We start from the raw sequence: 21151 nt of genomic DNA, 5'->3' as shown, positions 1-21151 counted from the left end.
AATTCCCCATTTTGAGTTATTTTTCTTCGATTTCAATAAGAGAATTGTAATGAATCGTTAAGTATCTTATATAAATGTAAATATTGAAGGCTCGTAGTCAGGCCAAAGATAATAAAAAATTTTCATCACTATTTCTATCCTTTAGTAAAGAAAAAAACGTAAATTAATCAATATTACCAGACAAAACCAGATTGAATTTATACATCACTTAACCCCCTATAAATTCTTACTCCGTAGAGATTAGAAACCCGTTTGCTATATGTTGAAGATAATCCGATTATCTGATTAAGTTATGTCATCTAACGTCAGGCCAACATGTTAAAAGCTACCACAGGAACAAATAGAGTATTATGAAAAGAAACATTCAACCCGGTTTCTGTGTCGTACAGCAACCTGGAGGATTGAGTTTTCAGGCAAGTCTGTTATTCAGCCATTCAAATAGCGAAGCGGCCCGGTATTTTATGGCATTAAATGCAAATTACCGATTCCTGCAACCGGGACAAATCCTGCTGGTTGCAGATCCAGATTCCTATAATCCGCCACACATAATACAGCTATTAAAGCAATCTCAGTATGAAGTAAACCGATCCATTTCAAGTTTACCCAATGAATACGCGGCATTTTTGCATCGTCATTTTGGTCTGTTTCACTATGTGCTGGATCAGGGAGGAACTTTGGTTGGTACCGCTTCATCTCTGGGTAACTCTTATTTCTCCCAAATTAAAAAAAATCTGTCAAAATTACAGAAGCTTTATCAAAAAGAATATCGGCTAAATGGGCTAAACCGAAAATATGTCAGTCCCGAGTTTTATGTAGAAAGACAATTGATTATGGGTAACCTAAAGGGATTATTGAATAAAGTTGGCCGACTCTCTTTGAAAATCGACCAACATCCTAATCTAAAGCATGCGCTAAAGTTATCAACTAAAGCCATTGCTCATCAATGGGATAAAGTCGGAGTTGGCGCAATAAAGGGATATAGTCAAACAATTATGCAAAGTGAAAAAATGGTTAAATGGATGAAATATGGTGGCTGGGTTGCAATCGGTTTAGATTTTACTGATACCACCGGGCAAGTTATTGATGCCTGTAATTATGGGCAAACAGGGAAATGTGAGAAAGTAGCTATCAAAGAATATAGTAAATTTGCTGGGAGAACTGGAGGAGGAATTATAGGGGGAATAGGTGCTGGAACAGCAGCAGGTGAAATTTGTCTAGCATTGGGTATAGCATCAGCTCCTGCCGGAGGCGCCGTTGGATGGATATGCGTAGCTGTCGGTAGTGTAGTAGGTGGAGTTGCTGGAAGCACCGCAGGAGAGTTTTTAATCGATAAAATAGTAAGTGAATAACATGAGTATCCTAATTAATACAATTAACTTTCTCATGATTTCTTTATTTTTAGTTAGTCTGTTTTTGCTACTATTTTTATTCTTTTTTTATGGGATAAAGAAAGCATTCTTCGCAGAAATCAGAGAAAAATATACACAAAAAGGATTTTTTATACCACAAATTATATATGTAATATCGTTTTCTGGTTTTTATGGTAGTTATTATTTGTCCTGTTTCTTTTACCAAATAATAACCAAAAAAAAGACTATAATATCTCGTGCTTATATAGGTAATTCCATACCGGAAGAAGCATATGAGTTTGCAAACAGTATACCTAAAAAACTTGCTTCAATAATAATTATATATTATTATTTATTTTCTATTTCCATATTTTCATTCACCTTAAGCAGTATACTTATCTTGTTATACAAGTATTTAACGAATACATAAAACACACCCTATTAATTAAAATACCAATAGGAAATTAACATGAACAGATCAACTATTGCCATCATGCTTATTTTTTATATTTTATTTATTATTTTCTTAGTTGTATCAATAGCCATTTATAAAATAAACCAAAGAAAGATGGACAAGATCATTGAATTATATATAGAAGAAGGATTTTATTTACCAATAGGAATAACAATACAACGCTTCGGAAAGATGCGTGATCAGTTTCAAGTCGTTATGTTTTTCTACAGGTTGTTAACTGGAAAAAAATGAAAACAAATCATCCTGATAACAAATATATGCACCAAGAATCTTATGATTTTATTCAAAATCTACCCTCCAGCTTAACACATTGGATAAAAATATATATCATTACCACTTATATAGGTGGAGCATTTTCTCTCATATCAACAATAATAATCTTAATTCAAAAAGATTATTAATCGTGCTAAACCTATTTAAGAGTTTCAATAAACATTGAATATCAGTTCCAGTTTTTCACGTGTTAGCATCCGCTATCATTAGCAATGGAGAAGATTTATCTAATAATTTAATGAAGTTTACCGGCTGATAATTGACATGCTGAGCAACTGTCAGACCATGATTGAATTGCAACACCATAATTTTATTTTCATGTCCATTCTGATACCGGTTTACCAATAGAATCCAAGGTTGAACATCCTTGAGAAATAAGCCCCTGAGATTCACCTTTTATCGTCACATAAATCATATTTTCCATATTACACCTTAATTAATTTACCTTATGTTCAACTCCCCATTCTGAGTTATTTTCCTTTGATTTCAATAAGATAATTGTAATGAATCGTTAAGTATCTTATATAAATGTAAATATTGAAGGCTCGTAGTCAGGCCAAAGATAATAAAAAATTCTCTCTGCTATTACTATCCTTTAGCACAGAAAAAACCGTAAATTAATCAATATTAATAGACAAAATCAGATTGAATTTATACATCATACCTCCTATGAATTCTCACTCTGTAGAGATTAGCAACCCATTTATCTACATATTGAAGATAATCCGATTATCTGATTAAGTTATGTCATCTAACGTCGGGCCAACATGTTAAAAGCTACCACAGGAACAAATAGAGTATTATGAAAAGAAACATTCAACCCGGTTTCTGTGTCGTACAGCAACCTGGAGGATTGAGTTTTCAAGCAAGTCTGTTATTCAGCCATTCAAATAGCGAAGCGGCCCGCTATTTTATGGCATTAAATTCAAATTACCGATCCCTGAAACCGGGACAAATCCTGCTGGTTGCAGATCCAGATTCCTATAATCCGCCACACATAATACAGCTATTAAAGCAATCTCAGTATGACGTCAACCAATCCATTTCAACTTTACCCAATGAATACGCGGCATTTTTGCATCGTCATTTTGGTCTGTTTCACTATGTGCTGGATCAGGGAGGAACTTTGGTTGGTACCGCTTCATCTATGGGTGACACTTATTTCTCCCAAATTAAAAAAAATTTGAAAAATTTACAGGAACTTTATCAAAAAGAATATCGGCTAAATGGGCTAAACCGAAAATATGCCAGTCCCGAGTTTTATGTAGAAAGACAACTGATTATGGGTAACCTAAAGAGATTATTGAATAAAGTTGGCCGACTCTCTTTGAAAATCGACCAACATCCTAATTTAAAACACGCGCTAAAGTTATCAACCAAAGCCATTACTCACCAATGGGATAAAGTCGGGGTTGGCGCAATAAAGGGATATAGTCATATAGTTACCCGCAGTGCCAAAATGGTCAAATGGATGAAATATGGTGGCCGAATTGCCATTGGCCTGGATTTTATTGATACCACCGGGCAGGTTATTGATGCCTGTAATTATGAGCAAACAGGGAAATGTGAAAAAGTGGCTATCAAGGAATATAGTAAATTTGTTGGCAGAACAGGTGGCGGGATGGGTATAGGATATTATAGCGGTCTAGCAGCAGGAACAGCATGTATTGCTCTTGGGGCTGCAACTGATGGCTTAACTGCCGGACTTTGCATGGCGGGCGGCGGCCTTGCTGGTGGTTATGCCGGTAGTAAAGGTGGAGAATGGTTCCTCGAACTTATTGTTGAATATTCAATGGGCTTTTAATATGAATAGAGTCACTTTTATCATCTTGGTTATTTCTTTTATCTCTTTCAACCTTTTTCTCATTATATCAATAGCCATTTACAAAATAAATCAGAAAAAGATGGATAAAATTATTGAATTATATATAGGAAAAGGGCTTTTGTTATCAACAGGCGTGAACATTGGTCGTTTTATCGGTGTTTATGGTCAGTTTCAGGTTGCTACATTTTTCTACATGTTATTGACGGGAAAAAGAATGAGAATAAATAAACCTGACAGTAAATACATGTATCAAGAATCTTATGATTTCATTCAAAATTTACCTTCCAGTTTAACTCATTGGATAAAAATATATTTCATTACCATTAATATAAGTTTTATATTCTTCTTTATATCAACAGTAACGGCTTTATGTCATAAATACTCTTATATTTTCAACTGAATTCAACTAAAAATACGTACTAAAACTTGGAGATCACATTAGGAATAAAAATGGAGAATGCAATGGGTAAATCTTCTATTAAATATTTTCCCGGAGATTAATATGCACAGGACAATTACTCTTATTGTTATTATCTCTTAATCAGTTTATTATCTTTCGCTATTGGGATAGTATTTCTTACATATGATAAATATATCTTGCCGTTTTTTAATTAGGAATTTTTCAGAAGAATGCTTAATTAGAAAAGCTATAGGCAGCTATGGATTTGAGAAAACCGAGGAATTTATTGTAGATTTGTTTATAGGAAATTAATTATGAACATGTTAGATTTGATAATGACAATATGTCTTTCCTTATCTCTTTTATTTTTGATTATATCAATAGCCATTTACAAAATAAATCAAAAAAAGATGGATAAAATTATTGAATTATATATAGAAGAAGGATTTTATTTACCAATAGGAATAACAATACAACGCTTCGGAAGGATGCGTGATCAGTTTCAAGTCGTTATGTTCTTCTACAGGTTGTTAACTGGAAAAAAAATGAAAACAAATCATCCTGATAGCAAATATATGCACCAAGAATCTTATGACTTTATTCAAAATCTACCCTCCAGCTTAACGCATTGGATAAAAATATATATCATTACCACTTATATAGGTATAGCATTTTTTCTCATATCAACAATAATAATCTTAATTCAAAAAGATTATTACTCGTGCTAAACCTATTTAAGAGTTTCAATAAACATTGAATATCAGTTCCAGTTTTTTACGTGTTAGCATCCGCTATCATTAGCAATGGAGAAGATTTATCTAATAATTTAATGAAGTTTACCTGCTGATAATTGACATGCTGAGCAACTGTCAGCCCATGATTAAATTGCAACACCATAATTTTATTTTCAAATCCATTCTGATACCGATTACCAATAGAATCTAAAGTTGAACATCCTTGAGAAATAAGCCCTTGATTTTCGCCTTTTATCGTCACATAAATCATATTTTCCATACTACACCTTAATTGATTTACCTTATATTAAATTTCTTATTCTGAGCTATTTTCCTTTGATTTCAATAAAATAATTGTAATGAATCGTTAAGTATCTTATATAAATGTAAATATTGGAGGCTTGTAGTCAGACCAAATATATAAATAAATCTCTTCCACTATTACTATCCTTTAGCATAGAAAAAACCGTAAATTAATCAATATCAACAAACAAAATCAAATTGAATTTATACATCATACCTCCCATGAATTCTCACTCCGTAAAGATTAGCAACCCATTTATCTACATATTGAAGATAATCCGATTATCTGATTAAGTTATGTTACCTAACGTTGAACCAACATGTTAAAAGCTACCACAGGAACAAATAGAGTATTATGAAAAGGAACATTCAACCCGGTTTCTGTGTCGTACAGCAACCTGGAGGATTGAGTTTTCAAGCAAGTCTGTTATTCAGCCATTCAAATAGCGAAGCGGCCCGCTATTTTATGGCATTAAATGCAAATTACCGATCCCTGAAACCGGGACAAATCCTGCTGGTTGCAGATCCAGATTCCTATAATCCGCCACACATAATACAGCTATTAAAGCAATCTCAGTATGACGTCAACCAATCCATTTCAACTTTACCCAATGAATACGCGGCATTTTTGCATCGTCATTTTGGTCTGTTTCACTATGTGCTGGATCAGGGAGGAACTTTGGTTGGTACCGCTTCATCTCTGGGTGACACTTATTTCTCCCAAATTAAAAAAAATTTGAAAAATTTACAGGAACTTTATCAAAAAGAATATCGGCTAAATGGGCTAAACCGAAAATATGCCAGTCCCGAGTTTTATGTAGAAAGACAACTGATTATGGGTAACCTAAAGGGATTATTGAATAAAGTTGGCCGACTCTCTTTGAAAATCGACCAACATCCTAATTTAAAACACGCGCTAAAGTTATCAACCAAAGCCATTGCTCACCAATGGGATAAAGTCGGGGTTGGCGCAATAAAGGGATATAGTCATATAGTTACCCGCAGTGCCAAAATGGTCAAATGGATGAAATATGGTGGCCGAATTGCCATTGGCCTGGATTTTATTGATACCACCGGGCAGGTTATTGATGCCTGTAATTATGGGCAAACAGGGAAATGTGAAAAAGTGGCTATCAAGGAATATAGTAAATTTGCTGGTAGGACAGGAGGAGGAGCAGGTTTTGCGTATGCTGGTGGAATTGCCGCGGGCGCAGCATGTGTTGCTCTTGGTGCTGTAACTGATGGCTTAACTGCCGGACTTTGCATGGCAGGCGGCGGTCTTGCCGGTGGTTATATTGGCAGCAAAGGAGGAGAATTGTTCCTCGAATTTATTGTTGAATATTCAATGGGGTTTTAATATGAATAGAGTCACTTTTATCATTTTACTTATTTCTTGCGCTTCTTTTATTGGTTTTTTCATTATATCAGCAGCTATTTACAAAATAAATCAAAAAAAGATGGATAAAATTATTGAATTATATATGGAAAAAGGGTTTTGTTTATCATCAGGAGCATATATAGGGCATTTTATGGGTATTCACGGTCAATTTTATACTGCCGCATTTTTCTATAGATTATTAACAGGAAAAAGAATAAGAATAAATAAACCTAATAGTAAATATATGCCAAAAGAGTCTTACGATTTTATTCAAAATTTACCCCCCAATTTAACTCACTGGATAAAATCATGTTTCATTACCATCAATATAAGTGTTGCATCCTTCATTATATCAATGGCAATATACTTATTTCAAAAATACGTTTAACTATATAGGTGGAATATTCCTCTTTATATCAATGGCAATGTTCTTATTTGAAAAATACATTTAAATTTAAACCTAACTAAAAATACGCGATAAGATTTGGAGGTCATATTGGGAATAAAAATAGAAAATAAATGGGCAAATCTTTTCCCGGAGATTAATATGCACAGGATAATTCCTCTTATTGTTATTATCTCTTAATCAGTTTATTATTTTTCACTATTTGGATAGTATTTCTTACATATGACAAATATATCTTGCCGTTCTTTAATTAGGAATTTTTCAGAAGAATTCTTAATTAGAAAGGCTACAGGCAGCTATGGATTTGAGAAAACCGAGGAATTTATTGTAGATTTGTTTATAGGAAATTAATTATGAACATGTTAGATTTGATAATGACAATATGTCTTTTTTTATCTCTTTTATTTTTGATTATATCAATAGCCATTTACAAAATAAATCAAAAAAAGATGGATAAAATTATTGAATTATATATAGAAGAAGGACTTTATTTACCAACAGGCATAATGATACAACGCTTCGGAAGGATGCGTGATCAGATTCACGTCGTTTTGTTCTTCTACAGGTTGTTAACTGGAAAAAAAATGAAGATAAATCAGCCTGATAGTAAATATATGCACCAAGAATCTTATAACTTTATTCAAAATCTACCCTCCAGTTTAACGAATTGGATGAAAACATGCATCATTACCACTTATATAGGTGCAGCATTTTCTCTCATATCAACAATAATAATCTTAATTCAAAAAGATTATTAATCGTGCTAAATGGATATGCGTGGCTGTCGGTAGTGTAGTAGGTGGAGTTGCCGGAAGCACCGCAGGAGAGTTTTTAATCGACAAAATAGTAAGTGAATAACATGAATATCTTAATTAATACAATTAACTTTCTCATGATTTCTTTATTTTTAGTTAGTCTGTTTTTGCTACTATTTTTATTCTTTTTTTATGGGATAAAGAAATCATCCTTCGAATAAATCAGAGAAAAATATACACAAAAAGGATTTTTTATACCACAAATTATATATATAATATCGTTTTCTGGTTTTTTGGCAGTTATTATCTATCCTGTTTCTTCTACCAGATAATAACTAGAAGAAAGACTATAATATCTCGTGCTTATATAGGTAATTCCATACCGGAAGAAGCATATGAGTTTGCAAAGAGTATACCTAAAAAACTTTCTTCAATAATGATTATATATTATTTTTTGTTTTCTATTTCTATATTTTCATTCACCTTAAGCAGTATACTTATCTTGTTATACAAGTGTTTGACGAATACATAAAACACATCCTATTAATTAAAATACCAATAGCATGAAAAGATCAACTCTTGTCATCATGCTTATTTTTTATATTTTATTTTCTTAGTTGTATCAATAGTTATTTATAAAACAAATCAGAGTAAGATGGATGAAATTATTGAATCATATATAGAAAAAGGACCTTATTTATCAGCAGGTGTAAAACTGGACCGTTTTTTGGGTGTTTATGATCAATTTCAAATTGCTTTATTTTTTACCAATTGCTAATCGGTAAAAAAATGAGCGGAGGCTCTGCTCCGCTTTTCGCTTAACCTGTCCATTACCTGTATATTTTACTATTTTAATGGTCAAACCCATTCGAATTCATCACAAATAAATCTTTTCATCATCTCCCCCTCTCTTATTCAGCAGATACCAATAAAGGTTCACATAATAACAACCCCATTTGTCATGGGTACATGGCTCACTGGTTTTTTATCAAATTGATGTCATTTAACATGATATAAATTTATATCATCTAACGTGATAATAGTTCGATTGAACCCCTAGTTCAACAAATTTAACAACCAGCTATCCCTAGTTTTACAGCAACAATAATAGCCTTGATTCAAAAACTTTATTCATTGTACTAAATCAAGAAGCTCGATCTAAATAACAGTTAAACCATGATTGAATTGCAACACCATAATTTGATTTTCATCTCCATTCTGACACCGGTTACCAATAGAATCCAGAGTATGCACGCTCTTCATCTTCGACAACAGAAAAAGCTATCAATTCATTAGCATTAACAGGTAAAAACGAGCGGAATCTATCGCAAACTCTTTTAAGGTGTCAGGTAATAAAAATGGTATACTCCACCCCCTAAATCCCATTTAAACATTATCTACAGAGTGTCCGTGGTGGATCAGAAACAACAATATAATCTGAACAAATTACAGAAGCGTTTACGCCGTGATGTCGGTCAAGCAATCGCTGATTTCAATATGATTGAGGAAGGCGATCGTATTATGGTCTGCCTTTCTGGTGGTAAAGACAGCTATACCCTGCTATCTATCCTGCAAAATCTGCAAAAAAGTGCTCCGGTTAATTTTTCACTTGTTGCAGTTAATCTGGATCAGAAACAACCTGGTTTTCCTGAGCATATCCTTCCCGCTTATCTGGATGAACTGGGTGTCGAATATAAAATTGTCGAAGAAAATACTTATGGCATAGTGAAAGAGAAAATACCCGAAGGTAAAACAACGTGTTCACTCTGTTCGCGTCTACGCCGTGGCATCTTATATCGTACAGCCACTGAGTTGGGCGCAACGAAAATTGCATTAGGCCATCATCGTGATGATATTTTGCAAACTTTATTTCTCAACATGTTTTACGGTGGCAAACTAAAAGGTATGCCGCCAAAGTTGATGAGTGATGATGGTAAACATATTGTCATTCGCCCTCTTGCCTATTGCCGTGAGAAAGATATTGAGCGCTATGCAACCGCCAAAGCATTCCCAATCATTCCTTGTAATCTCTGTGGTTCACAACCCAACCTGCAACGTCAAGTTATCAAGGATATGTTACGGGAATGGGATAAGCGTTATCCGGGCAGAATTGAAACCATGTTTCGTGCGGTACAAAATGTCGTTCCATCGCATCTCAGCGATTTTAATCTATTCAATTTTAAAAATATCACTCACGGCAACGAAGTGATTGATGGTGGCGATCTCGCTTTTGACCGCGAAGAATTACCCATACAACCCGTTGTTGATATAGAAGATCAACCCGATTATCAATCAGAACGGCTGGATATCATTGAAGTCAAATAGTTATACCCTATGGATTTCAAGATGCATCGCGACGGCAAGGGAGTGAATCCCCGGGAGCATAGGTAACTATGTGACCGGGGTGAGCGAGTGCAGCCAACAAAGAGGCAACTTGAAAGATGACGGGTATATTCTTAACCATACCGCTCTGGATATATCTCAGAGCGTTAATTTCTGCTTCTCTTTCACTTTCGTCTTGATTTTTATTTATTTTCCTAAAGCAACAAATGAAAAATAAAAAAAGCCGACATTAGAAATTAATATCGGCACAAGAATGGGCAATTATTCTGTATAAAGACTTATGTGAGAAAAACTACAATTACGGAGAACAACATTCATCGCTTAACGTTGTTTTCACCTGCGAGAGTTATCATGCCTCAATGACGACTGGTGAATATTGATATATCTCAAATTAAGGGCTAGTTTTAGTAACACTTCTCCGTAGTTATGTTTCATATCTCCAAATAACTATTTAATTTTCATAGCCATTTACTTCTTTTTAACCACCAGGCAACAAATATAATCAATCCCAATAACAGCAAACAAAAAATACTAAAACCCAGATGGTTTTCATTACCAGGAATACCGCCAAGGTTGACACCAAATAATCCAGTCAGGAATGTTGTCGGTAAAAAAATCATGGCAAATAATGACATAGTATAAGTACGACGGTTCATCGCATCCGCCATCATAGATGTAATTTCATCTGAAATAATCGCTGTGCGAGCAATACAACCATCCAAATCATCCAACTCTCTTCCCAAGCGGTCAGCTATTTCCTGCATTCGATGACGATCTTCATCACTCATCCAGAGTAATCTTTCATTGGCAAGACGAGCAAATACATCTCTTTGAGGAGCCATATAACGGCGCAGAATAATCAATTGCTTACGCAGTAAAGCCAACCCACCCCGCCCCGGTATCCGTTGCTCAAGAATCATATTCTCAAGCTCAATAAGGTTGTCATGAAGATCTTCAATAAAATTACCCACTTCATCGGTTATTGCATCAGCTATTTCAACCAACCAGTGCCCGGTCGTTTTCGCGCCTATCCCATTCTGTAAATCACTCAGTACCTGCTCAAGTGAATGAACTTTACGATGGCGACTGGAAACGATAATTTCAGCATTAATATAAATACGGAATGTGACTAGTTGATCAGGACGTTCACTTTTATTGCTATTAATTGTTCGTAACGTGATCATCGTCCCATTACCGGTACGAACTATTTTCGGCCTAAAACTCTCTCCTGCCAGCCCCTTTTTGACAGTTTCTGGTAACAAATCCGTGTCCATTATCCAGCGGTAACTCTTGGGATTATGGTAATCCAGATGTTGCCAGAAAGGTTGAGCTGGTGTGGCTAATCCATTCATATCAATCGATGTCATGCCGCCTTGACCATCAAACTGACAAGCATAGACTGCATCAGCCTCTTTCAATGATGAACCATAAATGGTCTCCACATCCAGCTCCTTACCCTTAGTGCTTAATTATGTACATAGTATGGCTATATGCCACGTCTTCAGGATTGGTGATCGGGTATCCTTTTAACCAAGGTTTTATCAACCTGCCGTTAGTGTATTGATAAATCGGTGCAATAGGCGCCTGTTCAGCAATCATTTGCTCCGCTTTGTTATAGTCATCGTTTCTTAAAGCATCATCTGTTCGCAAACTAGCAGATTTTAGTAATTTGTCATAATTTGCCTGATGGAATTTCGCAATATTGCCACTATGCGTTGACGTTAACAGGCTTAGAAATGTAGAAGGTTCGTTATAATCACCCACCCAAGATGCACGAATAACATCAAAATTACCCGTGTTACGGCTATCAATATAAGTTTTCCATTCCTGATTCATCAAACTTACTTGCACCCCCAGTTTTTTCTTCCACATAGAGGCAATAGCAATCGCAATTTTCTGATGGTTTTCGGAATTATTATAGAGCAGAGAAAGTTTCAGTGGATTGTTCGGCCCGTAACCCGCCGCTTGTAACAAAACTTTAGCCTGTTGGTCCAGTTCTGCCTGTGTATGTTGTTCCATGTCACTAAGCACAGGATGGAAACCCGCGGTCACATCCGGCGTAAAATGCCAGGCAGGTTTCTCTCCTGTCGCCAAGACTTTTTCCGCAATGACTTTACGGTCAATTGTCATAGAAAGCGCTTTACGCACTCTGGCATTATTCGTTGGCGCACGTTGGGTGTTAAAAGCGTAATAATAGGTCCCCAACTGATCCGGCGTATAGACTTGCCCAGGTAATTCATGCTGCAATTTTTTATACATATTTTTCGGAAAAGATTCGGTGATATCCAAATCATCCGCTAGATAACGTTTAGTCGCGTGTGATTCCTGATTAATTGGTACAAATGTGACTTTGGTCAGGACGGTTTTTTTATGATCCCAGTAATAAGGGTTTGGTGTCAGAACGATTTTTTCATTAACAATTCGATCATGTAATTTGAAAGCGCCATTCCCCACCAAATGACCAACTTTTATCCACTCTTTCCCATATTTTTCTACTATTTTCTTATTTACCGGATAGAGACTGAAATTCGCCGTCAGATTGGGAAAATAAGGCACAGGCCGGTTTAATGTCACCTTTAATGTGTGCTTATCAATGGCCTCAACACCCAGTTTTGCCGGAATTAATTTACCATCAATAATTCCCTGAGCATTCTCGATACCCGCTAGTGCGGCAAACCAAGCAAAAGAAGAGGTATTAGCCGGCGTGACCAACCGCTGCCAACTATACACAAAATCTGTCGCAGTAACGGGTTCGCCGTTTGACCAACGAGCATCAGAACGCAAGGTAAAAAACCAAGTTTTGTTGTCTGCGGTTTTCCACGCTGTTGCGACGCCGGGAATGGCCTTGCCATACGCATCCTGATTCACCAACCCTTCAAACAGATCACGCTGAACTTGCGCTTCTGTCAAACCCACGGCATTCATCGGGTCTAAGGACGCCGGTTCGTCTTTTAGATGACGCACCAATTCCTGTTTGTCATTAAGCTGAGTGCCAGCAGGAACTTCTGCAGCGAAAGCAGAAACGGAGATAAGAGAACTATTGATAAGTAGTGCACAAGAAATCAGATTCAAATAACGCATAAGATAATAATCTGCCCTGTTATAAAATAAATATCCCAATACTAAATTATAAGCCATTGTCGAAATGACACAATCAGACAATTTTACTCTCACAAGCACTATTTTTGATGGGCAAGCGCCAAATATTCTTCTACACTGGGCAATCGTGGTTCATTTATCAGAGGAAGAAAGCTATGACACAAACAGTAAAATTTCAAGGCAATGATATCGCCGTAAGCGGCCAGTTCCCAAAATCAGGGGAAAAAGCGAAAGATTTTACTCTGACAGCCAAAGATCTCTCCGATGTCTCTCTTAGCCACTATGCCGGAAAAAGTAAGGTGCTGAATATTTTCCCAAGTATCGATACCGGTGTTTGTGCGGCATCAGTACGTAAATTTAATCAGGTAGCGAATGATTTGGAAAATACCGTCGTACTGTGCATTTCTGCCGACCTGCCTTTTGCTCAGTCCCGTTTCTGTGGCGCGGAAGGGTTATCAAATGTCGTCACGCTGTCTACCCTGCGTGGCGGTACTTTCAGTGAAGATTATGGCGTTGCCATCAGCGATAGTCCTCTGAGTGGTCTCACAGCCCGTGCAGTCATTGTGCTTGATGAAAGCGATAACGTGATTTATAGCCAACTGGTTGATGAAATCACTAATGAGCCAGATTACGATAGCGCACTGGCCGCACTGAAATAAATCCCATGATTTGTATAATGCCCACTTCCGGTGGGCATTATTTTATTCATCACCATCCGGCTCATATTCAGTAGCATGCTTCCTGCTACTCAGACCATATTCTCTCAATTTATTGGCAATCGCAGTATGCGATACCCCAAGACGTTTAGCCAGTTTACGCGTGCTGGGATAGTGCCGATAAAGACGCGTTAACACCGAACGTTCAAAACGTTTACTGATTTCATCCAGAGAACCATTGAACACATCTTCACTAAAAGAAACCTCTGTTTCAAACTCTGGCAGTTGTATATCCCGCGGCGTCAGCTCCATATTTTCAAGCTGAGTCAGCGCCCGATAGATGGCATTTTGTAACTGCCTTACGTTACCGGGCCAACTGTAACTCGTCAGAAAGTGGGGAAGTTCAGGGGACAATTTCGGTTTCAGTACTCCCTGTTCTTCAGAAAAACGCTCAATAAAATACTCCACCAGCGGCATAATATCTGCTTTACGATCACGCAACGGCGGGAGTGTAATCGCCAACACATTAAGACGATAATAGAGATCTTCGCGAAATTCCCCTCGCTGCACCAATTCAACCAGATTTTTTTGTGTAGCACAGATAACTCTGACATTCACTTTGACTTCATTTTCTTCCCCTACTCGGCGGAAAGTACCATCATTCAGAAAACGCAGTAGCTTAATTTGCATCTGTGGCGACATTTCACCGATTTCATCCAGTAAAACAGTGCCTCCATTAGCCTGCTCGAAGAAACCTTTCTTTCCTTCAATCGCATTCGGATAAGCGCCGGCAGCATAGCCAAACAGTTCACTTTCTACTACATCATCCGGCATCGATGCGCAGTTCAACCCCAAAAAGGGCTGTTTTCCGCGTAAGCTGTGAAAATGACAGGCTTTTGCCAGAATATCTTTGCCAGTTCCTGTCTCACCAATCAGCAACAGTGGCGCATCCAGCATCGCCATTTTACGGGCCTGCTCAATAATCTGAGTCATTTTTGGGCTAACAGCGATAATCGCCTTAAACTCACTACCATCATTGACAGTCAGTTTTTTCAGCTGATTCCCTATTCGAGCGGCAGATTTGAGCATAATCACTGTGCCAACACATTGCATTTTCTGCTTTTCATCCATCAGCTGAATAGGAGTAATATCCATCAGGTAGTCCAGACCTTTGAGAGTTATCCTTTCCACTCGTTGCTGGATATTTTTATTTTCAAACCAGCGCGAAAAGTTATAACCGCTGATAAACTGCCCAATAGGTTTTTGATAAGTTTGTTCCTCACTAACACCAAACAGCTTAAACACCGCGGAGTTAGCAAGCTCAATATTTCCTTTCAGATCAACTGAAAAAACAGGCTCAGGCAAGGATTCCAACAGTGCACACATCGCTTTGTGTTCTCTTTCTGAAGGCATAAAAGAGACGGTACGAACATCAATAACACCATTAATACGGCGAATTTCTGCCATCAATTTACGAAATACATTGAAATCAACTTGTGAAAAATTAAGGTAAATCCGGCCGATTTGAGATATTTCTATCCCTTTTAAATCAATATTCTCTAATACCAGTAGATCGAGCAGTTCACGGGTCAGCCCAATTCGATCATGGCAAGCAACTTCTAAGCGCATCTGTTTTGACCTTATTTACACTAATGCATATAATTTTTTAAAATACTACTCTCTACAATTATGCATATGAAGCATTCTGTCAGTAAAAATTGACCAGACTCCAGTTTTTTAATGTCGCAAATAACACAGTATTTGAAACTTTCACTAAAATAAACAAATCCTAAGATTGATTATAAAACAAATTAATAAAATAACGTAAAATATTGTCATTATCTGGATATTTTGTGCGTTCATATAGAATTAAAGTATATATCATTTAATTAACTATATTCTTAGACTTATTTGGCAGGATATTCTTAAGTTGAGTGATTAGCTGACGACGGAAATCTCCTAATTTAGGTTTATCACCTTCTATCCAAGGTAATGGCCTACATAATTCCATCGCTTTAATACCCAACCGGGCGGTCAGTAAACCTACACCGATCCCTTGAGCGGCTCTGACAGAAAGACGCGCAGCGATATCCTGCGATAACCAATCCATACCCACTTCCCGCACCACTTCTGAAGCACCAGAAAAAACAATATTCAGTAGAACAAGACGGAAGAGCCGAATACGACTGAAATATCCCAGTTCAATACCATATAGAGCTGCAATACGATTAATTAGCCGGATATTACGCCAGGCAATAAATGCCATATCGACAATGGCCAACGGGCTAACTGCTATCATTAATGCCGATTCCGCAGCACAGCGGCTGATTTCAGCCTTGACTTGAGAGTCCAAAACAGGTTGAACCCATTTACTGTACAACACCACCACTTCACGATCATTATGTGTATCATGTAAAGCGGCCCGCCAGCGCTGTAACGCCGGATTATGCTGTTCGATACCCGCCTGACTTGCCAACTTCTCACAAAATTCCCGCCCTTTACCCACGCCATGATGCTGCAATAACGCTCTTGCCGTATCGCGTTCCTCAGACCGCATTCTTAGCCGATAAAGACGATGCCACTCATTGACAAGAGAACCTATTCCCGCAAAGACAATCATGCCCCCGGCTGCCGCTACACCTAATGCACTCCAATCCTGTTGCTGCCATGATTGATAAATCCACTGCACAAACTGAGCAACAGCACTCACCCCCAATAACATCAGAGAACCATATACCATTCTACGCCAGCAACTACGCTTAGGTTTCAGTGCTGCATTAACTATCCCTTCTACCTGACCTTCGCGTTCTTCAGCCTCAAGTTCCGGTGAAGCAGGACAAAAATTCGCTGTGTCTTTTTCATTAAAGATCTGAGCAGGCTTTAAAACCGGCTCTTGTGGCCCCGATAAGGATTCTGCAAAGTCAATTCTTGGCTTCAAGGGTTCCGTCATTTCACTTTATCTCCCACTAAAAATTCCAGCACGGTATCCAACCGGATATGAGGCAATGGTGTATCAACATTTACCGGACAAGGGCTAAACTCTTCGAAAGAGAAACCCTGTTTTTGCCAGAAGTTATCCTCAGGTAAACGCCGTGGCACCTCTCCGGGAAAAAATGTCAGCGGTTTACCATCTGTAAGCCGATATCCTTTCAACGCCGGAATACTTTCACCATTGTGTTCAATCACGCCACTTTCTGTCGCTCGTACCGACGCCAGGCCAACACAATCCATGCTGATACCTTCAAAAACCGCATTTTGTCTGGCTTCCTGAATCAATTGCTGGAGTAAAGAAACCAAATTAGCATGCTGATCTGCGGTAACGTGATCGGCTTTACTGGCAGCAAACATTAATTTATCAATGCAAGGGGAAAACAGGCGGCGGAAGAGAGTGCGTTTACCATAATGAAAACTCTGCATTAATTGTGTCAGCGCCAAACGCATATCATTAAATGCTTGTGGTCCACGGTTTAATGGCTGTAAACAATCTATCAACACAATCTGCCGATCAAAACGTAGAAAATGCGCTTTATAAAACCCTTTCACCACCGACTGGCAGTAATATTCAAAGCGCTGACGCAGCATACCGATATTCGTGTGTCTATCTGCCTGAGCAAATCGTGACTCAGTGATATTGTTGATATCCGGCCACGGGAAAAATTGTAAAGCCGGAGCACCCATCATATCACCGGGCAGAACAAATCTCCCCGGCTGAATAAAATGTAAACCTTGCTCTTTGCATTTAGCCAAATATTCCGTATAAGCCTGAGCAATAGCAGCCAACAGATTCTCATCTGCGGGTGCCAGTGGATCGCACTGTTTACAAAGTTCCAACCAAGGTTTTGCCCATACAGCTCTTTGTCCCTGCAATAAGCTATTCATCTGGTGTGACCATGTTAAATAACTTTGCGCCAACATCGGTAGATCCAACAGCCATTCGCCGGGATAATCCACAATTTCCAGATATAACGTGGCAGTTTCTTTAAAATGGCGCAGCAGAGAATCCCCAGAACGGTAACGAAGTGCCAGACGGATTTCACTGACACCCCGCGTCGGAGTCGGCCAGGCTGGCGGTGTGCTGTAAAGTGCGGTCAACCCTTCATCATAAGTAAAGCGAGGAACGCCCAAATCACGTTGTGGAACCCGTTTTACACCCAACAAGCGACCGTCACGCACAGCAGAAAATAGCGGCAACCGGGCACCGCTATGGAGGTTAAGTAACTGATTAACCAAAGATGTGATAAACGCTGTTTTACCACTATGACTTAATCCTGTTACAGCTAACCGTAAATGGCGATCCATCCCACGATTAACCAACGCAGTTAATTCATTTTGTAGCCGTTTCATGTCTCTCCTGTGATAAATATGACGATCAGGCAATACCCGTTGCATCATTTAACTTTTCCTGCAACTCGTGCTGGCAGGGCTTCACGCTGACGCTACATCTCTTGTTTAGCCAACTTATGAGAAACCCAAACCGTGTTAGGATCATCGGCTTCATTGAGGCCCTGTTTCACTTGTTCCCAGAACCAATTATCGTGTTCCGCCGCTTCATGAGTTCGTTTCAACACTAATGACCCCACAATTAGCCCAAGGCCTCCCTTAATTATTATCAAAGCTGCCTGAAACGACTGCGAACGCTGAACGTTTCTGAGGTGATATAACGCTCCATTTGGCGCAGACGAATCTCTCCCGATTTCAATTGATAATCGATTTCATTCAGCAAGTTTTGTACTGAAAAATGGTCCTCTTCGATATAACCCGTAGGTGCCGGATCAAGGACGAAAACCAGTACAATATAAGCAACAACCACAAAACCAAACAGGCCAAAGAAGAGTGACAATACCGCGATGACACGAATCAAACGTACTGGTACATCAAAATAATAGGCCAACCCAGCACAAACACCTTTAATTTTGCCCTTTTCGGGTATTCGATACAGTTTCCGGCGGTTACCATTCGACATTATGATTGCCTCCAATCAGGATGTTCCGCATCCAGAATATCTTCCAATGTTTTGATTCGTGCCTGCATATGTTGTACCCGCTCTGCCAGACGCTGAATTTCATTCTGATCTAACTGGCTTTGGTTTGAATTCCGGCTGTTATAATGCAACCACAACCAGATGGGTAACACAAAAAGTACAAAAATAGTCAGCGGAATGCCAAGAAATATAGAGCCCATCACTTTTCCTTAAATGGTTAGTTGAGTGCGCCAACACTTAATGTTGTTCTTTATTAGCATTTATTTTAGCCTTCATTGCCGCTAACTGCGCACTGATTTCATCGTCTGCTTTTAATTCAGCAAACTGTTGATCCAGCGATTTTTGTTTTCCCATGCCCACGGCTTCTGCTTCCGCTTCCATATGATCGATACGGCGTTCAAATTGTTCGAAGCGAGCCATTGCCTGATCAATTTTACCGCTGTCTAGCTGATGACGAACCTGTCGGGAAGAGGCGGCCGCCTGATGACGCAAAGCCAATGCCTGCTGTCTTACTCGGGTTTCGCTAAGTTTGTTTTCAAGCTCAACAATCTCCCCTTTCATTCTCTCAAGTGTCTCTTCCAGTATGGTTAATTCATGTTTCAATGTATCCACTAAAGCAGCCACTTTCTGCTTTTCAAGCAGGGCTGCCCGTGCCAAATCTTCTCTCTCTTTATTCAACGCCAGTTCCGCTTTTTCCTGCCAGTCGTGCATTTGTTGTTCACCTGCGGTAATGCGGCGAGATAACTGCTTTTTCTCTGCCAAAGCACGGGCGGAAGTTGAGCGAATTTCAACTAAAGTGTCTTCCATTTCCTGAATCATTAGACGAATCATTTTCTGCGGATCTTCCGCTTTATCCAGTAATGAAGAGATATTGGCATTCACGATATCAGCAAAACGAGAGAAAATACCCATAACAAATTATCCTCTTTGGTTAAGGTTGGTTAATACTATTCATGTCACTTCTATCCTATCAAGAGTCATGCCAACTTTTCATTTACTTTATTTCCATGAAATATAAAGAAATTTTTTTATTTAACTTTTTATCACAACGTAATAAAGTGGCTAAAATAACCAATTATCGGTGAAAATAACCATGAATGACGCCACAGAAAACCTATTGGGTGAAGCAAACAGCTTTATTGAAATTCTGGAGCAGGTATCCGCGCTGGCAAAATTAAACAAACCCGTTATCGTTATTGGGGAACGCGGAACCGGCAAAGAGCTGATTGCCCGCCGTTTGCATTATTTATCTCCCCGCTGGCAAGGCCCATTTATCTCCCTAAACTGCGCGGCTCTGAATGAAAATTTATTAGATTCAGAGTTATTTGGTCATGAAGCTGGCGCATTTACCGGTGCGCAAAAGAGGCACCAAGGAAGATTTGAACGTGCTGATGGAGGAACACTATTTCTTGATGAATTGGCAACCGCACCAATGCAAGTTCAAGAAAAGCTGTTGCGTGTCATTGAATATGGGCATCTTGAACGCGTTGGCGGCAGCCAATCATTACAAGTTGATGCTCGACTGATATGCGCGACCAATGATAATCTGCCCGCAATGGCAGCTAAGGGGCAATTCCGCGCTGATTTGCTCGATAGGCTGGCTTTCGATGTGGTTAAAATCCCACCATTGCGGCAAAGACAGCAGGATATCATGTTGTTAGCGCAGCATTTTGCTATTCAGATGTGCCGCGAACTTGATTTACCACTATTTCCCGGGTTCACTGACCAAGCAAGACAACAGTTACAGGATTACACGTGGCCCGGTAATATTCGTGAACTGAAAAATGTTGTGGAACGATCGGTTTATCGTCACGGCGAAAATTCTGCTCAACTTGATAATATTATTATTAACCCATTCGCCTCCACACCACATTTTATAGCCAATGATGATAGTAATGATTTATCTTCACAACTTCTGCCTTCACTACCAGTTAATTTGAAACAGTGGCAACATGATAGCGAACGACAATTAATAGCATTATCATTAAAAGAGAGCAGATTTAACCAAAGAAAAGCAGCAGAGAAACTACGACTGACCTATTATCAATTACGAGGCTTAATGAAGAAACATGATATCAACGTCGGCGATAAGTGATCCGGATTACAGATAAAAAAAAGCCAGCACCCGAGCTGGCTAAAAAACACTGGAAGCAATGTGAGCAATGTCGTGCCTT

General features: G+C 38.5%; 21 protein-coding genes and 1 pseudogene. 11 read left to right on the top strand and 11 right to left on the bottom strand.

The features are described 5' to 3' along the window. Window positions 1–461: 461 nt before the first annotated feature. Together LG003_RS01290 and LG003_RS01285 are read left to right on the top strand one after the other, a co-directional pair. Entirely contained in the window at window positions 462–1349 is an 888-nt protein-coding gene (locus tag LG003_RS01290) for a hypothetical protein (RefSeq protein WP_146748303.1), read from the top strand. A gap of 469 nt (window positions 1350–1818) precedes the next feature. Beyond that, window positions 1819–2055, top strand: a complete 237-nt coding sequence (locus LG003_RS01285) for a hypothetical protein (protein ID WP_112875809.1) — start codon at window positions 1819–1821, stop codon at window positions 2053–2055. A 197-nt stretch (window positions 2056–2252) separates the two neighbouring features. On the opposite strand, the pseudogene tssD (LG003_RS01280) reads toward LG003_RS01285, so the two are convergent. Then, window positions 2253–2521: pseudogene (gene tssD / locus LG003_RS01280) on the bottom strand (type VI secretion system tube protein TssD); the annotation flags it as partial. Window positions 2522–2899: 378 nt separating this feature from the next. On the opposite strand from tssD (LG003_RS01280), the gene LG003_RS01275 reads away from it, so the two are divergent. The 3 genes from LG003_RS01275 (at window position 2900) to LG003_RS01265 (ending at window position 5050) form a co-directional block, all read left to right on the top strand. Continuing rightward, window positions 2900–3901: a hypothetical protein gene (locus tag LG003_RS01275; protein WP_262980003.1), complete on the top strand. Its 1002-nt coding sequence runs from the start codon at window positions 2900–2902 to the stop codon at window positions 3899–3901. A 1-nt stretch (window position 3902) separates the two neighbouring features. Further along, window positions 3903–4322: a hypothetical protein gene (locus tag LG003_RS01270; protein ID WP_262980002.1), complete on the top strand. Its 420-nt coding sequence runs from the start codon at window positions 3903–3905 to the stop codon at window positions 4320–4322. Window positions 4323–4636: 314 nt separating this feature from the next. Continuing rightward, a complete protein-coding gene (locus LG003_RS01265) occupies window positions 4637–5050 on the top strand; it encodes a hypothetical protein (protein WP_112875806.1) in 414 nt (137 codons plus the stop codon). Window positions 5051–5096: 46 nt separating this feature from the next. Here the strand turns inward: LG003_RS01265 and tssD (LG003_RS01260) are convergent, their stop codons facing one another. Further along, complete coding sequence (gene tssD, locus LG003_RS01260) at window positions 5097–5336, bottom strand: type VI secretion system tube protein TssD (RefSeq protein WP_112875805.1); 240 nt, start codon at window positions 5334–5336, stop codon at window positions 5097–5099. A gap of 378 nt (window positions 5337–5714) precedes the next feature. Between tssD (LG003_RS01260) and LG003_RS01255 the strand changes: the two genes are divergently transcribed. The 4 genes from LG003_RS01255 (at window position 5715) to ttcA (ending at window position 10223) form a co-directional block, all read left to right on the top strand. Then, window positions 5715–6716 carry a hypothetical protein gene (locus tag LG003_RS01255; RefSeq protein ID WP_262980001.1) on the top strand — a complete coding sequence of 334 codons (1002 nt, stop codon included), beginning with the start codon at window positions 5715–5717 and terminating at the stop codon, window positions 6714–6716. Window position 6717: 1 nt separating this feature from the next. Beyond that, the gene (locus LG003_RS01250; RefSeq protein ID WP_262980000.1) at window positions 6718–7125 is read left to right on the top strand and encodes a hypothetical protein; all 408 of its coding nucleotides are present in this window, start codon (window positions 6718–6720) and stop codon (window positions 7123–7125) included. Window positions 7126–7496: 371 nt separating this feature from the next. Next, a complete protein-coding gene (locus LG003_RS01245; RefSeq protein WP_112875802.1) occupies window positions 7497–7901 on the top strand; it encodes a hypothetical protein in 405 nt (134 codons plus the stop codon). A gap of 1392 nt (window positions 7902–9293) precedes the next feature. Beyond that, the gene (ttcA, locus tag LG003_RS01240; protein WP_262980047.1) at window positions 9294–10223 is read left to right on the top strand and encodes a tRNA 2-thiocytidine(32) synthetase TtcA; all 930 of its coding nucleotides are present in this window, start codon (window positions 9294–9296) and stop codon (window positions 10221–10223) included. Between the two features lie 476 nt (window positions 10224–10699). Here ttcA and zntB read toward each other — a convergent pair whose 3' ends face one another. Together zntB and LG003_RS01230 are read right to left on the bottom strand one after the other, a co-directional pair. Further along, entirely contained in the window at window positions 10700–11683 is a 984-nt protein-coding gene (gene zntB, locus LG003_RS01235) for a zinc transporter ZntB (protein ID WP_262979999.1), read from the bottom strand. A gap of 16 nt (window positions 11684–11699) precedes the next feature. Beyond that, the gene (locus LG003_RS01230) at window positions 11700–13322 is read right to left on the bottom strand and encodes a peptide ABC transporter substrate-binding protein (protein ID WP_262979998.1); all 1623 of its coding nucleotides are present in this window, start codon (window positions 13320–13322) and stop codon (window positions 11700–11702) included. Window positions 13323–13495: 173 nt separating this feature from the next. Between LG003_RS01230 and tpx the strand changes: the two genes are divergently transcribed. After that, window positions 13496–13999, top strand: coding sequence for a thiol peroxidase (gene tpx, locus LG003_RS01225; RefSeq protein ID WP_112875799.1), 504 nt, complete (start codon window positions 13496–13498; stop codon window positions 13997–13999). A 42-nt stretch (window positions 14000–14041) separates the two neighbouring features. Here tpx and tyrR read toward each other — a convergent pair whose 3' ends face one another. The 7 genes from tyrR to pspA form a co-directional block, all read right to left on the bottom strand. Further along, window positions 14042–15625 (bottom strand): transcriptional regulator TyrR, encoded by a 1584-nt coding sequence (gene tyrR, locus LG003_RS01220; RefSeq protein WP_112875798.1) that lies wholly within the window; start codon window positions 15623–15625, stop codon window positions 14042–14044. Between the two features lie 256 nt (window positions 15626–15881). After that, window positions 15882–16946 carry a YcjF family protein gene (locus LG003_RS01215; protein WP_112875797.1) on the bottom strand — a complete coding sequence of 355 codons (1065 nt, stop codon included), beginning with the start codon at window positions 16944–16946 and terminating at the stop codon, window positions 15882–15884. After that, entirely contained in the window at window positions 16943–18340 is a 1398-nt protein-coding gene (locus LG003_RS01210; protein ID WP_112875906.1) for a YcjX family GTP-binding protein, read from the bottom strand. The genes LG003_RS01215 and LG003_RS01210 overlap by 4 nt, the downstream gene beginning before the upstream one ends. Before the next feature lie 92 nt (window positions 18341–18432). After that, complete coding sequence (locus LG003_RS01205) at window positions 18433–18564, bottom strand: hypothetical protein (RefSeq protein WP_255566824.1); 132 nt, start codon at window positions 18562–18564, stop codon at window positions 18433–18435. A 41-nt stretch (window positions 18565–18605) separates the two neighbouring features. Next, window positions 18606–18959 (bottom strand): envelope stress response membrane protein PspC, encoded by a 354-nt coding sequence (gene pspC, locus LG003_RS01200; protein WP_112875796.1) that lies wholly within the window; start codon window positions 18957–18959, stop codon window positions 18606–18608. Beyond that, window positions 18959–19177, bottom strand: coding sequence for an envelope stress response membrane protein PspB (gene pspB / locus LG003_RS01195; RefSeq protein WP_011146806.1), 219 nt, complete (start codon window positions 19175–19177; stop codon window positions 18959–18961). Before pspB ends, pspC begins: the two co-directional genes overlap by 1 nt. Before the next feature lie 37 nt (window positions 19178–19214). Beyond that, window positions 19215–19889, bottom strand: a complete 675-nt coding sequence (gene pspA / locus LG003_RS01190; RefSeq protein WP_228901936.1) for a phage shock protein PspA — start codon at window positions 19887–19889, stop codon at window positions 19215–19217. Between the two features lie 181 nt (window positions 19890–20070). Here pspA and pspF point away from each other — a divergent pair, with 181 nt between their 5' ends. Then, window positions 20071–21072: a phage shock protein operon transcriptional activator gene (gene pspF / locus LG003_RS01185; RefSeq protein ID WP_112893924.1), complete on the top strand. Its 1002-nt coding sequence runs from the start codon at window positions 20071–20073 to the stop codon at window positions 21070–21072. Window positions 21073–21151 lie beyond the last annotated feature (79 nt).

Origin of the sequence: Photorhabdus kleinii (assembly GCF_025384885.1) — a bacterium.
Lineage (GTDB): Bacteria > Pseudomonadota > Gammaproteobacteria > Enterobacterales > Enterobacteriaceae > Photorhabdus > Photorhabdus kayaii.
This window is presented reverse-complemented; position numbering and strand designations above follow the sequence as displayed.